A 13980-nucleotide genomic window follows, 5' to 3' on the forward strand; every position below is an offset into this window, starting at 1 on the left:
TCTTTTTTCAGGATGCGTATACTTGGGGTAAATAAACGAAGAAAGGGGTTCACCACATGAAAGTATTAATTGGCGGCTTTGTCGCCGAATCCAACGCCCGCGTGAAAAAAACGTGCGCGCTGCAGGATTTTATGATGAAAACCGGCGAAGACGTCGTCGACGCGCTGTATGTCCGCGATTTGTTTGAGGAAGCCGGAATCGAAGTCATTCCGACGATTTACGCAGACGGCCGGGCTGGGGGCCGCGTCACCCGGGAAGCGTTCGACTTCATTCTTGAACAATTCCTGAACGGCGTGCGCGAACACATCGACGAGATCGACGGGATGTTTTTCTTCCTGCATGGCGCTAGCAATGTCCTCGGATTGGAAGGGGGCAGCGGCGAGCATACGATCATCCGCGAAATCCGCAAGCTTATCGGACCTTACCTGCCGATCGCAATGGTCATGGATCCGCACGGCAATCTGTCGCAGGAACAGGCCGACAACTGTCAGATTATCCGCACTTTCCGCCATTCCCCCCACACCGACCGGCCGGATTGTCACCGACTGGTAGCGAAGCTGTTTATCGACTTACTGAACAACCGCCGCGACATTCATCCGGTGTACCGCAAGGTTCCGATTTTAGTCGGCGGGGAGCGCAGTGTTTCGCTGGATGAACCGATGGTTTCCATCAACAAGCTGCTCGATGAAATCGAGGCGGATCCGAGGATTCTGTGCTGTTCCTATCATATCGGCTATGTGCGCCATGACAACGCGAAATGCGGCGCCAGCGTCATCGTCGTTCCGCAGACAGAGAACGATCGGGCGTATGCGGAAGAGAAAGCTGATCAGATCGCGGCCTTTGCCTGGAGCAAGCGCCGGGAGTTCCATTTTACCGGCAACGCGCTGGAGCCGGAAGACGCGTTCCAACAGGCGGTTGAATATCCTCAATCCCCGGTCGTCATCACCGATTCCGGAGATAACTGCACCGCCGGCGGTCCAGGCTGCAACACGACGATTTTAAAGCAGTGCCTGGCCGCGAAAGATCTGCACGGCAAGCGGGTTGTATTCGCCTGCATCGCGGATGCGGAAACCGCTCTGGCTTTGAAAGACAAACAGCCGGGTACCCATGTCAGCGTCGAGTTGGGCGCGAATCTGGATGAATTGTCGGCGAAGGTGCATCTGGAAGGCACGGTCAAAGCGACCGGTGAGCTGCATCACCATTATGGCGAAACGCTGTCCGTCGGCACCTGCACGACGATCACGCTGGACGGCACGGCGATCGACGTGATCATCGCGGAAAAAGCCGTTTCTTTCGCGGAGGATCAACAATATACCGCGGCCGGTCTGAATCTGTTTGATTATGATCTGATCATCGTCAAGCAGGGTTACATTTACCCGCGCTTAAAGGAACTGGCGAAGTTCAGCGTGATGTCACTGACCGACGGTGCGACGAACCAGCGCACGGAAAAGATTCGGTACCGCACGATTCTGCGCCCGATGTATCCGATCGACAACATTTAGACCTTGCCGATGTGATCCAAAGCCTGAGTGCGCTGACTTTCATCTGACAAAAAATTCCAATGATCCTGCTTTCTGTCTGTATCTGAGGCGAAAAGCAGGCTCTATTGATTCCCTTTTACGGACTGCGGTGTGATCGCCGCGGTTCTTTTTTTGCCGTTATCCCGCTTCGCTGGCCGCAAAGCTCATCCCCGCCTTCTGCTTTTTCGCTTTTTTCCTTTTATTTCTTCTTTTTCCGGGTTGACAACGATAAAAAAACTGCCGTACATTCAAGGGTGCAGAAACCTGTTTTCCCCGGCCTTTTTCCAATTTGATTGTAAGCGCTTGATCTCCTTTAACAAAAGCGGATTTCCGGGCATAGATTCAGGGTCGATTTCTGAACCCCAAAACGATGGAAGCGCATGCTAAGATGAAGGCGACAACAGTGGTAAACAGGATTCAATAGAACAGAGAGGAACCTAGGTATGAAGATCAATCGGCTCAGTTTGCTGAACTCCTTGTTTAACGTGCTGAATGAAAACAATCAGGGAGATCCCTATTTCATTCTCGCTGAATATTTTCTCGAGCACTATCATGAATTGTCGAGGCTCAATATTTATGACGTGGCCGCCGACTGTTTTGTGTCCCGTTCCAGTATCCGCCGGTTCTGTCAGGCGATCGGATATGAGAACTTCGTCGCGTTTAAAGATGAATTCGCCCAGTACGACGATCAGCGGGCAAGCTTTCAGAAGCATGCCGGACGGGAGAACTACCGCGAAACCTTGACGCAGGAAATCAACGCGATGATCGCCGAGCTGGATCAGCGCATGAACACGGCGGAAGTCGAGCGGCTGGCCGAACGGATTCACGACGCCCGCGAGGTCGTCTTTCTGACCTCCAGCGTCGGCGCGACCTCGGTCGCTCAGTTCCAGCATTCGATGATCTTTCAGAACAAGGTCATCCGGATGGTTTCCGATATGTATGAGAATATTGATTTCGTAAAGCATTTGCAGAAAGAGGATCTGCTTCTGGTGATTTCCGGATCCGGACTGTTCGCCGCTGCTTCGCGCGATTACCTGCGGGACAATCCGGCGTATAAAATCCTCTTTACGCTCAACCGCAGCCATGACTTCGACGACGTCTATGATACGATCTATCATCTGAGCGCCGCCGACCGGTCGCAGGAAGCGAAATCCGTCTATTATACCTATGGAACGATCTATGTGCTGGATGTGCTGTACAGCGTCTACGTCAGAAAATATGGAGACTCTCAATAAGCGCCGCCAATCCGCATTGCGGAAGGGGCAAAGGAGAGAAAACAATGGACTATGGACGAGATCCAATTTTTCCGGAGGGCTTTCTGTGGGGAGCGTCCTCTGCGGCCTGGCAGGTTGAAGGCGGGGTCGCCGAAGGCGGCCGCACACCGGCCATCATCGACCTCAACAGTAAGACGAAAAAACCTTATGCTGACAATTCAATCGCCGCCGATCATTACCACCACTGGAAAGAAGACGTACAGCTGATGGCGGAGTGCGGCTTCACCTCTTACCGCTTTTCACTCGCCTGGCCGCGGATCATTCCCGCTTCCGACGGCAAGGTCAATCCGGAAGGCATTCAGTTTTACAACGATTTGATCGACGAGCTGCTCGCGCACAACATTACGCCGATCGTCACCCTGTACCATTATGACATGCCGGTGTGGGTGGATGAACTGGGCGGCTGGCGCGACCGGCGGGTGATCGATCTGTTCGATCACTACGTCCGCGTCTGCTTCGAGGCGTTCGGCGACCGTGTTAAATACTGGCTGTCGATCAACGAGCAGAACATGCAGATCGTCTATGGCAAGTGGCTGGGGTTGGACAAGGGCTGCACCGATTGGGAAAAAGACAAGTGGCGGATTAACCACATCATGAACCTGTGCCATGCCAAGGCTGTGATCGCCTGCCATGAATTAGTCGTGGGCGGCAAGATCGGTCCGGTGCCGGGCTATGTTCCGATTTACCCGGAAAGCTGCAAGCCGCAGGATCAGATCGCGGCGATGAACGCCGAAGAACTGACGGAAAAAATCTGGAACGACTTGTATGCGTTCCGCGAATACAGCGGATTTGTCAAGCAGTATTGGAAGCTGCACGACATTGATCCGGATATCCGGCCGGGGGATATGGAACTGATCGGCCAGGCGAAAATTGATTACTTCGCCCTCAACTGTTACCGTTCCAACGTCGCGAAGCATTGCCCGAAAGAGGAAAGCTATCTGGAGCTGGCGCTGAATAAAGAAGGTAAAAAAGGCCAGTTCGTCTATCCGAAATTCCCGGGTGAATATGCCCTGGCGCCGAACCCTTACGTTGAAACGACGGACTGGGACTGGGAAATCGACCCGGTCGCGATGCGGTATATGCTAAGGTATGTCTGGGATCATTACCGTCTGCCGATGATGATCACGGAAAACGGACTGGGCGCGCACGAACAGGTCGGCCCGGACGGCCAGGTGCACGATGCGAATCGGATCGCCTTCCTGCGCGATCAGATCTATCAGGTTGGTCTGGCAATCGAAGACGGGTGCGAGGTGATCGGCTATAATCCATGGTCGTTTACCGATCTGTTAAGCACCGGCAACGGGATGGCGAAGCGCTATGGTCTGGTTTATATCAACACGACAGACGAGGAAACGCTGGATCTGCGCCGCATTCCGAAGGATTCCTTCTATTGGTATTCCCGTCTGATCCGCTCCAACGGCCGCGATTGGGGAAGGCCGGCAACAAAAGAAACAAACAGAAACGAGGAGAAGAACGCATGAAGGGCAACGCTCAGGAAAAGAAAATGATCGACGAGATCGTCCGGCTGGTCGGCGGGACGGAAAATATCAACACGGCGATGCATTGTTCCACCCGCATCCGCTTTACGCTCAAAGAGGAAAAGAAAGCCGACGTGAACGCCTTGGAAAACGTCGAGGGTGTTTTGGGGGCACAGTGGAAAGCAGGCCAGCTGCAGGTCATCATCGGCCAGAAAGTCGGCCGCATCTATGAAATGATGATCGAACAATATCCGATGACCTCGGGTGGCGAGGTACCGGATGATTTCGGGGAAAAGAACGAAGAAAAGAAGAAATTCAGCTTCAGCGCGATCCTGGATTTCCTGGCCGGCTGCTTAGCGCCATGTCTGCCGTGCATTCTGGGCGGCGGCTTGTTAAAGGGCTTCATCTCGCTGTTTGTGATGATGAAGGTACTGACCTCCGGCAGCGATATGCATACGTTCTTAAGCATTATATCGGACGTTCCATTCTACTTCCTGCCGTTCTTGCTGGCCAATTCCAGCGCGAAGAAGTTCAACACGGACGCGTTCATGGCGATGGCGGTCGCGGGCATGTTGATGTATCCGACGGTAATCAACAATGCCGGCACGGCGATCCATTTGCTTGGATTCCCGGTGACCTACGCGAAATATTCCGGATCTGTCATTCCGATTATCCTGTCGGTCTGGGTGCTGAAATATGTCTACAAGGGCGTCAACAAGGTCATTCCGGATTTCTTGCGGATGTTGTTCGCACCGATCTGCGTGTTTATCATCATGGGCTTTGTCGCCCTGGGCATCACCGGGCCGATCGGCTACTACCTGTCCAGCTATGTCGCAATGGCGGTCAACTGGCTGTTTGACTTCTCACCGATCGTCGCGGGCTTCATCGTCGGTTTTACGCGTCAGTTCATCGTCTTCACCGGCATGCATCTGTCCCTGACGGCGATCATCCTGTCCAACCTGGAAGTGTATGGCCGGGATCCGCTGATCGCGATCTACGGGATTTCCGCACTGGCAGTTGCGGGCGCAGCTTTTGGAGCTTTCCTCCGGCTGAAGAATAAAAACAACAAAGAAATCGCGCTGTCAGCGGGAATCTCCGCAGTCTTAGGCATTACGGAGCCAGGTCTGTACGGCGTGCTGGTTCGCTTCAAGTGGCCGTTTATGGCGGCTTCCATCGCCAGCGGCGTCGGCGGAGCCTTGAGCGCCATCTTAGGGGGCTATGGTTATGTCGTTTCCACTCCGTCAGTGATTTCCTTAGCGATCTTCGGCGATACGATGCCGGTCGTGGCGCTGTGCTACGCAGTGGCGTTTGTGATCGCGCTGGTGCTGACGTATATCAAACCGTTTGACGAGAATGTGGAAAAGAGCGAGCGGGCGATTCAGGCCGAGAAGAAGGCTGTCTTAAAGATCAAGTCGGAACCGACGGCGGTGGCCGCTCCGGTGGACGGCGAACTGATCGCCTTGAGCCAGGTCGACGACAAGACCTTTGCCAGCGGGGTTGTCGGCGAAGGCATGGCCGTGATTCCTGCCAATGGAAAGTTATCGGCTCCGGTCAGCGGCACGGTGGCGATGGTCTTCCCCACGCAGCACGCAATCGGCTTTACAACCGATAACGGCGAGGAGATCTTAATGCACATCGGGTTGGACACCGTCGGCATGAAGGGCGAAGGCTTTGCGATCCATGTAAAAGAAGGTCAGCGCGTCGCTGCGGGCGAAGCGATCGGCAGCTTTGATCCGGAGCTTGTCAAAACCCGGGGACTGGATCCGGTCGTCATCGTCATCGCAACGAAGAAGGACGGCGCGCTTGCGTGCAAGCCGCAGGGTCAGGTCCAGGCCGGAAGCAGTATCTATACGATTGGCTGAGCTTGCGGTCAACTGGAAAACAGGCAGAAATCGGCTTTAAAATGGAGAAGGACGGCGGGCCGGATCGGTTTCCGCCGCCTCTCGCCAAGTGAAAGTTGAGTCAAACAAGGAGGCGTTCACGATGAAAGCGGCTTATACACGGGAAATCATTAATCCCATCCTTCCGTGCAAAATGGAAGGCTACAATGAAGCGCGGTTTTGTTTCAACCAGACGGCGCAGCAGAAACAGGTCAGCGGCGAAGGGCTGCGGACGGCCTGCGGTCTGCGCGACGATCTGCTTTTGGATACGCTGATTTTACAAGCCGGGGAAACGATGGTGTTTTTCACGCTGGATATCGCGATTGCCGAGCAGCAGTTTACCGACGCCTGCCGCAAGGCGGTCAGCGAAGCCTGCGGCTTGGACGTGTCGCATATCTGCGTCAGCTGTTCGCATACTCATAACAGTCCGGTGGTGTCCCATGGCATGAACGGAGAACTGGATCCGGATCTGGAGTATTGGGAGCGGATTCAGGATAAAATGATCTATTCCGCGAAATGGGCGCTGCGGCATTTGCGCGAGGCGCAGGCGACGCTCGATCAGGTTACGATCAACGGCTTTTATAACAACCGCAACCGGCCCGGCGAGGAATACAACGACCGCTGCGAGATCCTGACACTGCGGACTGCGGGCGGTCTGCCGCTGGTGCAGCTGCTGAACCTGGCGTGTCATCCGACGATTCTGGGCGCGCAGAACCTGTATATCACCGCTGATTTCTTCGGTGTGCTCCGCCGCAGCGTGCAGGGAGCGACGGGCATGCCGGTCATGATTTTCAACGGCGAAGCCGGCGACGTCAGTCCGCGGTTAATGAAAAAGGGCGTGGATTGGAATGAATGTCTTCGCTATGGCGAAGGCATCGCGGCCCAGCTCATCGACCCGAAACATCCTCATCCGCTGACCGTGGAGAAACTGGACGTCCGGTCAGTGAAGATGACGATCGACTACAATCCGCAGACCAACGAATACCTGCTGGAAAAACAGCGGGAACTCAAGGCGGAGCTGGAAACGCTCGATCCGGACAGCGACCGGGCGCACCGGATTACCGCGTGCTATTTGCGCGATGTCGAGGACAAGCTGGCGCAGACGCATTTGCATTACGAGCCGGAATGTCTGATCGTGGATTTCGGCAGCTTCCGAATCGTGACGGTGCCGTGCGAAATCGACACGGTGCTGGGCAAACGGATCCGCGAATACGATGGCAAACCGACGCTTTTGTGCGCGTATGCCAACGGCTTTCATTACTATGCCGTCAACAAGCAGGAATATGGGATTGTGTTTGAATCGTTCAACACGTATTTCCCATACGGCGCAGCCGACGAGATGGTCGATCTGATTCTGGCTCAGCTTCAAGCGTAAATTGGAAAAAAATAGAATTTAGAAAGTGGCGCGCAGTCGTCATTTTCTTCTGGAATGAAAGGGGGCATCACGGCGATGATCAAGCTGATTGCGACGGATCTGGACGGGACGCTGTGCAACGCGAATCATTGTCTGGATCAGACGATTGCGGATTATATGAAGAAGCTGTCGGCGCGCCGGATTGAATGGGTGCTGGCGAGCGGCCGGGCGATGGAAATTGTCGAACCGCTGTTTGCGAAGTACGCCTTCCGCTGTCCGGTGATCGCCTTAAATGGCGCGCTGGTTTACGACCGCGGGGGAAAGCTGACGCAGCGCTGGCCGATGAAGACCCAACCGGCGCAGGCCATGCTTCATGAAATCCAAAAGCGGGGAGTTCTGGCTGTTGCGTCGATGGAAAAGGGAAATTGGTGCAGCGACCCGCAAGCCTACCGGCAGCGGATGGAAACGTTAGTCAGGCGGCTGCCGGATCCGGCGCTGTTCGCGCAGGAACATGGCTTTCTGAGTCTGACGGACACGCCGCTGGAACAGCTGGGCGCTTGTTATAAAATTGAAATTTATGATTCCCGGCCGGCGTTGGCGGATTGGGCGCGGGCTGCGACAGACTTCAAGGTCAGCGTCGTTCACGGGGATGTGATTGAAATGACGGACAGCGCGGTTTCCAAAGCGGCGGCGCTGCGGCAGCTTTGCGAATCGCGGCGCCTGGCAAACGAGGAAGTGCTGTGTTTTGGCGACAGCGAGAATGATTTGGAAATGCTGCAGGAATTCCGCTACGGACACATCATGCGCAACGCAGAGGAACCGCTGTTGGCGCAGGTCAATCACATTGCACCGGCGAATACGGCCTATGGCGTGCTGCGGGTGATTGAAAATTACACCGGGATTCCCATCGGAAAGGAACAAGCATGAAAACAAAGACTTTAAAAGGCTTACAGCTGATTGAAATGGTACTGGGCGTGGCGATCACGGCGCTGGGCCTGTCGTTTATGATGAAGTCCGGACTGGGCCAGACCGCCGTCGTGGCGTTTACGCAGAATCTGGCGTTTCTGACCCGGCTGAAAAGCGGTACGTTGATCATCATCTTTAACTGCAGCTGCGTCCTGATTCAGATTTTAATTCAACGGCGGCAGTTTCCCAAGCTGCAGCTGCTGCAGGTGCTGGTCGCCTGGCTGCAGGGACAGATCGTCAACGTGTTCTGTTATGATCTGCCGGGCTTCTCAACCTGGATTCCGGGCAGCTACGGCGTCCAGTGGCTGGCGATGATCGCCGGGATTTTGTTGGCGTCGTACGGCGTGGCGGTGATGATGACGGCGGATTTGATTCGGCATCCGTTTGAGCAGCTGGTCATGGTGCTGTCCCAGCGGTGGGCCATCCCGTTCAGTGTTCTGCGCAGCCGGGCGGATATGTTTTTCATCGGACTCAGCCTGCTTCTGATCGTAATTTTCCATCTGGAATTGACGACCTTGCGCGAGGGGACCTGGGTCTCGATGTTGTTACTGGGCCGGTCGATGGCGTTCACGTTTCCGGCAGCCCGGAAATGTTCCGGCTATTGCCAGCTGAAAGAACGCGTCACGGCGTCGGTTTCTCTGGATTAACCGGTTATCCGCAGAAGACATGACCAATCTTACGAATAAGCTTCACCTGTCGATCAGGTCTGCGAGCCCTTGTGCCTGCGGATCTGATTTTTTTTGCTTAACTGACAGTTAAAAAAATTAACCAAAACCTTCTTTCCATTCAGTTGTACAAGCGTTGGGCAGCTGTTAAGATAAACTTGGAAAAAGCTTTTTCTTAACGATCCGCAAACGACATGAAAGGAGATTCATGATGAAGATGAACGAAGTGATCCGCCAGCGCCGCAAGGAGCTGGGGCTGACGCAGGACCGCGTCGCCGAACTGCTGGGGGTTTCCGCCCCGGCTGTCAACAAATGGGAAAACGGCAACAGCTATCCCGATATCACGCTTTTGCCGCCGTTAGCCCGGCTGTTAAAAACAGATTTGAACACATTGCTTTCCTTTCAAGACGAGCTGACAGACTTGGAAGTTGCCAACCTGATGAACGAAGTCGCGGAGCAGGTGAAAAACGGCGATCTGGAAGCCGCCTTTGAAATGGCACGGGACAGGATCCGGGAATATCCTAACTGCATGACGCTGATCTACGGCATGGCGACGATGATTAAAGGCTCCGTTACGATGACCCGGCCGGAAGACGCCTCGCGGTATAAGGCGCAGGCTGACGATTGGCTGTGGTTATGCGCAAAGGGGGAAAACCGGCATGTCCGGGAATCCGCAATCGTGATGTTGTTTTCCGACGCTCTGGAGCGGAAAGCGCTGGACGAAGCCCGGACACTGCTCGATCAGCTGCCCGAACCGCTGGCCGTGGATAAGCAGCAGCTGAAAATCAACCTGCATCTTGCCAGCGGCGAGGAAGAAAAGGCAATGGATCTCATGGAACGCCAGCTGTTAAAGACCGCGAACAACCTGATTACACAGCTGAGTAATTTAATGGATCTCAGCTGGAAGCAGGGGCAGAGCGAGCGGGCTGAGCGCTATGGCGAGCTGTCGCGCCAAACCGCGGAACAGTTTGATCTGATGCCTTACGATCACGCGATCGCTGATTTCCTGCTGGCCTTGCAGAAAAAAGAGGCGAAGCCGTGTCTGGACGCTCTGCAGCGCATGCTGGAAGCGCTCAAACAGCCGTGGGATCCGTCGATTTCCCCGCTCTATCCGCATATTAAAAACACCAATGACGTAGGCACGTTCAACACCATTTTAATAAGCTCGCTGCTCAAAGAACTGCAGCGGGATGAGAAGCTGGCTTTCTTGCGGGAAGATCCGGCGTATGCGAAATTTGTTTCCCGCTATTTAACCCCGGATGATCCGGCCTGAGTGCTCTGTAAAAAAGCATGAATGTCAGCGGTCTGCTTGAAAAAGGCCATTTCAGATTGCCATGGCGCCCTGCAGCTTTGACAATCTTGGCGGATTGTTTCAGATTTCGACAGATTTCCGCGGCTGTCTATTCCTTTGGAAAGAAAAAGGATTAAGATGTAGGTGTAATCAGAACATGGGTCTGATGCAAAAAAGGGAGTGGACATGATGAAGAATTCAATGACTCGGATTTTGTGGTTTATCGCAGGGATTCTGTTGATCCTTTCCGGCTGTACGCTGTTGTTTAATCCCGATGCGTCGCTGATCTCCATGGCTGGCATGATCGGGTTTGTCATCCTGCTGAGCGGTATTTTCGACCTGACGATTTATTTTGTATTTCATAATCTGATGCTGGGTTCCGGCTGGCAGCTGCTGGACGGAATTCTCGGCGTATTGGTCGGCTTTATGTTTCTGGGCAACAGCGTGCTGGTCGCGTCGGTGCTGCCGTATATCTTCGGTATGTGGATCATGTTCTCCGGCCTGTCCAAGCTGGTCGGCGGCTTTGATCTGAAAAAGCTGAACTTTGACGGCTGGGGCTGGCTGGTTTTGATCGGCGCGGCGATGACGATTCTGGGCTTGCTGACGTTCTTCAAGCCAATGATCGGCACAGTGGCTCTGTCGGCCCTCTTCGCGATTGCTCTGATCGTCGAAGGCGCGCATGCCTTATTGCGCGGGATTTATTACCAACGCTTCTGGCTGTAACTTTCGAAGATCAGCACAGAAAAATCAAAACGGGAACGCCGCACAGGGAAAATGAACACCCCGATACCGGCACTCCCGTTTTTTTGTTCTGGCTTTTACGCAGAAAGAAAAATCCATATAAATGAAGAAAATCCCCGAACCCAAAGGCCCCGGAGAATTTATTGTTCTGCCTGCTGTGCAGAGGCAGGCCAACCGTGCTTTTGAAGATATCCCGCAGATTGGCGAGTTTGTCTGCCGCGTCCTGATTGTTGATATCATATCAAAAAAATTTGATCTGAAGATTGACAAATTCAGTGTTTGACTGTATGATCAAAATACATCAAAAAAATTTGATATGAGGGAGGGAAACGATGGAGGAATATTCCAGCGACACCAAAATCTTTAAAGCGTTTTGCGATGCAAACCGGCTGAAAATTCTGGAGCTGCTCAAAGATGGCGAAAAATGTGCCTGCCGGCTGATCGAGATTCTGGATATCCGCCAGTCAGCGTTATCCTATCATATGAAGATTCTGTGTGATTCGGGCATTGTCGTCAGCCGTCAGGATGGGAAATGGACGCATTACCGGCTGAACGAGGAAGGCATTGAACACGCTGTGCGAAGACTGGCTTTCCTGACAGGGTGGAAAACGGACGAAATGTAGAAGTCATCGGCGGATGGCTTTTAAAAAATTTCAACATATCAAAATATTTTGATCTGAAAGAGGAAGGAAGTGTAAAATGGAGTTCTTACAAAATCTTTTGTCGCTGATTCAGGATCAGATTCTGGGAATGCGGTGGCTGAATCAGGGGATTGGCTTGCTTTTGGAAAAGTTGGGTTTGGATGTGACCTCAAGATGGGGCGGGAGCGTTCACTTCTTTCTATATGACGTGATTAAAATCACGGTGCTGCTGTGTCTGCTGATCTTGTTGATTTCTTATATTCAAAGCTATTTCCCACCGGAGCGCAGCCGGAAAATCCTGACGCGCTTTCATGGCGTCGGGGCGAACCTGATTGCCGCGCTGCTGGGCACGGTGACGCCGTTTTGTTCCTGTTCGTCGATTCCGCTTTTTATTGGCTTTACCAGTGCGGGGCTGCCGTTAGGCGTGACGTTTTCATTTCTGATTTCATCGCCGATGGTGGATCTGGGAAGTCTGGTTTTATTAATGAGTATTTTCGGTGCGAAGATTGCGGTGCTGTATGTGATCATTGGCTTAGTGATCGCAGTCGTGGGCGGAACCTTGATTGAAAAGCTGCAGCTTGAGGATCAAGTCGAGGACTTCATCCGTTCAGCCCGGGCCGGAACAGTGGACGATGTCGCAATGACCCGCAAAGACCGGCTGACTTATGCCCGCCAACAGGTTCAGGAAACGTTAAGCAAGGTGTTTCCTTATATTCTGGTCGGCGTCGGTGTTGGCGCGGTGATTCACAACTGGATTCCGGAAGTGTGGATCGAAGCGCTGCTGGGCAGTAAGAATCCGCTGGGCGTCGTGTTGGCGACCTTAGTCGGCGTTCCGATGTACGCCGATATCTTCGGCACGATTCCGGTTGCGGAAGCACTGTTGGCCAAAGGGGCGCAGTTGGGCACGATCCTGGCGTTTATGATGGCGGTGACGACGTTAAGCCTGCCGTCGATGATCATGCTGAAAAAAGCTGTGAAACCGAAATTGCTGGCGGTGTTCATCGCCGTCTGCACGATTGGAATTATTCTGGTCGGTTATCTGTTCAATGGCTTTCAGGGATTTTTAATCTAAGGAGGAAAAAGCAATGCGGATTTTTGGAAAACAAACGACCGGGAAGGCTTGCGGCTGTCAAACGCCTTCCATCAAAGCGGCAACGGTGAATTCGAACGAAGAGGAGGCCGGGATTAAAATTCTGGGTTCCGGCTGCGCGAAATGCGCCGCGCTGGAAAAGGCAGTCAGAACGGCTGCGGAAGAGCTGAAGCTGAACTGGCCGATCGCGCATGTGACGGACTGGACTGAGATCGCCGCCTATGGCGTAATGAGCACGCCGGCGCTGGTTGTGAAGGGGAAAGTCGTTTCTTATGGCAAAGTGCTGAGCGTCGATGAAGCGAAGACCCTGCTGAAACAATCCTGCTGATAACGTCGAATTCGCTCATCCCAATCTGAAAAAATCTCCGGAGAACGCAGGCTTCCCGGAGATTTTCTTATTTGTTATTCTGTTTGTTGCGCAGGTGCATGTAAACGGTGTTCTTGGAAATGTCCAACAGATTGGCGACCTTGATCACCGCATCCTTGATGTTGAAAATCCCGTAATCATCCAATCCCATCACGATCATTTTGTTTTTATTCGACGGCGCGATGGACGAATCGTTCATCACCCGCTCGCGGACGCTGCGCAGCGTCGATTCGATCAGCTCGTCGGAATTGTCCGCAAAGTTTTCCATCGCCGGCTGGCCTAATAACCCCGGCGTCTGCGGGACTAACGTCTTTACGAAATCATTCAGCGAGGTGTTCATATACAAATTCATGCAAAGCAGGCCGATGATCTTCCGCTTTTCCCCGCGGATCGCAATCGTCGTTGATTTGAGCGGTTCGCCTTTTTTGTTCGTGCTGAAATAGGTGATATAATCCTTATTCGTATTTTCGATTTTTTCCAGCATGTTTAACGCCAGATCGGTGATCGGCGCACCGATCTTTCTTCCGGTATGCGATCCATTGATGATGTTGATTACGGAATGTTCGTAATTTTCCAAGGAGTGCAGGACAATTTCATACCCTTCCCCCAGATAACAGGCCAGCCCTTCGATCATGTTGGAATAGGAGTTCAGAATTTCCTGATCTACCAGGGTCAGGTCGACAGATTGATAAGCCATAGTCTTTCCTCTTTTC

At 53.2% G+C, this 13980-nt stretch carries 14 protein-coding genes; 13 read left to right on the forward strand and 1 reads right to left on the reverse strand.

From position 1 onward, the window contains the following. Window positions 1–56 precede the first annotated feature (56 nt). From I2G61_RS05465 to I2G61_RS05525, 13 genes are all read left to right on the forward strand, one after another. Window positions 57–1502 carry a M81 family metallopeptidase gene (locus I2G61_RS05465; protein ID WP_072683167.1) on the forward strand — a complete coding sequence of 482 codons (1446 nt, stop codon included), beginning with the start codon at window positions 57–59 and terminating at the stop codon, window positions 1500–1502. 461 nt (window positions 1503–1963) lie between these two features. Further along, window positions 1964–2755 (forward strand): MurR/RpiR family transcriptional regulator, encoded by a 792-nt coding sequence (locus I2G61_RS05470; RefSeq protein ID WP_072683168.1) that lies wholly within the window; start codon window positions 1964–1966, stop codon window positions 2753–2755. 44 nt (window positions 2756–2799) lie between these two features. Continuing rightward, the gene (locus tag I2G61_RS05475; RefSeq protein WP_072683169.1) at window positions 2800–4275 is read left to right on the forward strand and encodes a glycoside hydrolase family 1 protein; all 1476 of its coding nucleotides are present in this window, start codon (window positions 2800–2802) and stop codon (window positions 4273–4275) included. Further along, window positions 4272–6134: a glucose PTS transporter subunit IIA gene (locus I2G61_RS05480; protein ID WP_072683170.1), complete on the forward strand. Its 1863-nt coding sequence runs from the start codon at window positions 4272–4274 to the stop codon at window positions 6132–6134. The genes I2G61_RS05475 and I2G61_RS05480 overlap by 4 nt, the downstream gene beginning before the upstream one ends. Before the next feature lie 121 nt (window positions 6135–6255). Further along, window positions 6256–7527 (forward strand): hypothetical protein, encoded by a 1272-nt coding sequence (locus I2G61_RS05485; protein ID WP_072683171.1) that lies wholly within the window; start codon window positions 6256–6258, stop codon window positions 7525–7527. Between the two features lie 75 nt (window positions 7528–7602). After that, the gene (locus tag I2G61_RS05490) at window positions 7603–8433 is read left to right on the forward strand and encodes an HAD family hydrolase (protein ID WP_072683172.1); all 831 of its coding nucleotides are present in this window, start codon (window positions 7603–7605) and stop codon (window positions 8431–8433) included. Continuing rightward, the gene (locus I2G61_RS05495) at window positions 8430–9119 is read left to right on the forward strand and encodes a YitT family protein (protein WP_083538372.1); all 690 of its coding nucleotides are present in this window, start codon (window positions 8430–8432) and stop codon (window positions 9117–9119) included. The genes I2G61_RS05490 and I2G61_RS05495 overlap by 4 nt, the downstream gene beginning before the upstream one ends. Before the next feature lie 229 nt (window positions 9120–9348). Next, window positions 9349–10410, forward strand: coding sequence for a helix-turn-helix transcriptional regulator (locus tag I2G61_RS05500; protein WP_072683173.1), 1062 nt, complete (start codon window positions 9349–9351; stop codon window positions 10408–10410). A gap of 207 nt (window positions 10411–10617) precedes the next feature. Further along, on the forward strand, window positions 10618–11151 hold the full coding sequence (locus I2G61_RS05505) for an HdeD family acid-resistance protein (protein ID WP_072683174.1): 534 nt from the start codon (window positions 10618–10620) through the stop codon (window positions 11149–11151). A 121-nt stretch (window positions 11152–11272) separates the two neighbouring features. Continuing rightward, window positions 11273–11452, forward strand: a complete 180-nt coding sequence (locus I2G61_RS05510; protein ID WP_195548024.1) for a hypothetical protein — start codon at window positions 11273–11275, stop codon at window positions 11450–11452. Between the two features lie 49 nt (window positions 11453–11501). Continuing rightward, entirely contained in the window at window positions 11502–11792 is a 291-nt protein-coding gene (locus tag I2G61_RS05515; protein WP_195548025.1) for a helix-turn-helix transcriptional regulator, read from the forward strand. Between the two features lie 76 nt (window positions 11793–11868). Then, on the forward strand, window positions 11869–12882 hold the full coding sequence (locus I2G61_RS05520) for a permease (protein WP_195548026.1): 1014 nt from the start codon (window positions 11869–11871) through the stop codon (window positions 12880–12882). A 13-nt stretch (window positions 12883–12895) separates the two neighbouring features. Beyond that, complete coding sequence (locus I2G61_RS05525; RefSeq protein ID WP_195548027.1) at window positions 12896–13228, forward strand: thioredoxin family protein; 333 nt, start codon at window positions 12896–12898, stop codon at window positions 13226–13228. 67 nt (window positions 13229–13295) lie between these two features. Here I2G61_RS05525 and I2G61_RS05530 read toward each other — a convergent pair whose 3' ends face one another. Beyond that, window positions 13296–13964: a transcriptional regulator gene (locus I2G61_RS05530; RefSeq protein WP_072683179.1), complete on the reverse strand. Its 669-nt coding sequence runs from the start codon at window positions 13962–13964 to the stop codon at window positions 13296–13298. Window positions 13965–13980: the final 16 nt, after the last annotated feature.

The organism is Holdemania sp. 1001095H_141210_F2, from assembly GCF_015558105.1.
Lineage (GTDB): Bacteria > Bacillota_I > Bacilli_A > Erysipelotrichales > Erysipelotrichaceae > Holdemania.

Excerpts from the sequence above, each read along its gene's own strand:
- I2G61_RS05465 (WP_072683167.1), top strand. The coding sequence starts at position 57 with ATGAAAGTATTAATTGGCGGCTTTGTCGCCGAATCCAACGCCCGCGTG.
- I2G61_RS05470 (WP_072683168.1), top strand. The coding sequence starts at position 1,964 with ATGAAGATCAATCGGCTCAGTTTGCTGAACTCCTTGTTTAACGTGCTG.
- I2G61_RS05475 (WP_072683169.1), top strand. The coding sequence starts at position 2,800 with ATGGACTATGGACGAGATCCAATTTTTCCGGAGGGCTTTCTGTGGGGA.
- I2G61_RS05480 (WP_072683170.1), top strand. The coding sequence starts at position 4,272 with ATGAAGGGCAACGCTCAGGAAAAGAAAATGATCGACGAGATCGTCCGG.
- I2G61_RS05485 (WP_072683171.1), top strand. The coding sequence starts at position 6,256 with ATGAAAGCGGCTTATACACGGGAAATCATTAATCCCATCCTTCCGTGC.
- I2G61_RS05490 (WP_072683172.1), top strand. The coding sequence starts at position 7,603 with ATGATCAAGCTGATTGCGACGGATCTGGACGGGACGCTGTGCAACGCG.
- I2G61_RS05495 (WP_083538372.1), top strand. The coding sequence starts at position 8,430 with ATGAAAACAAAGACTTTAAAAGGCTTACAGCTGATTGAAATGGTACTG.
- I2G61_RS05500 (WP_072683173.1), top strand. The coding sequence starts at position 9,349 with ATGAAGATGAACGAAGTGATCCGCCAGCGCCGCAAGGAGCTGGGGCTG.
- I2G61_RS05505 (WP_072683174.1), top strand. The coding sequence starts at position 10,618 with ATGAAGAATTCAATGACTCGGATTTTGTGGTTTATCGCAGGGATTCTG.
- I2G61_RS05510 (WP_195548024.1), top strand. The coding sequence starts at position 11,273 with ATGAAGAAAATCCCCGAACCCAAAGGCCCCGGAGAATTTATTGTTCTG.
- I2G61_RS05515 (WP_195548025.1), top strand. The coding sequence starts at position 11,502 with ATGGAGGAATATTCCAGCGACACCAAAATCTTTAAAGCGTTTTGCGAT.
- I2G61_RS05520 (WP_195548026.1), top strand. The coding sequence starts at position 11,869 with ATGGAGTTCTTACAAAATCTTTTGTCGCTGATTCAGGATCAGATTCTG.
- I2G61_RS05525 (WP_195548027.1), top strand. The coding sequence starts at position 12,896 with ATGCGGATTTTTGGAAAACAAACGACCGGGAAGGCTTGCGGCTGTCAA.
- I2G61_RS05530 (WP_072683179.1), bottom strand. The coding sequence starts at position 13,964 with ATGGCTTATCAATCTGTCGACCTGACCCTGGTAGATCAGGAAATTCTG.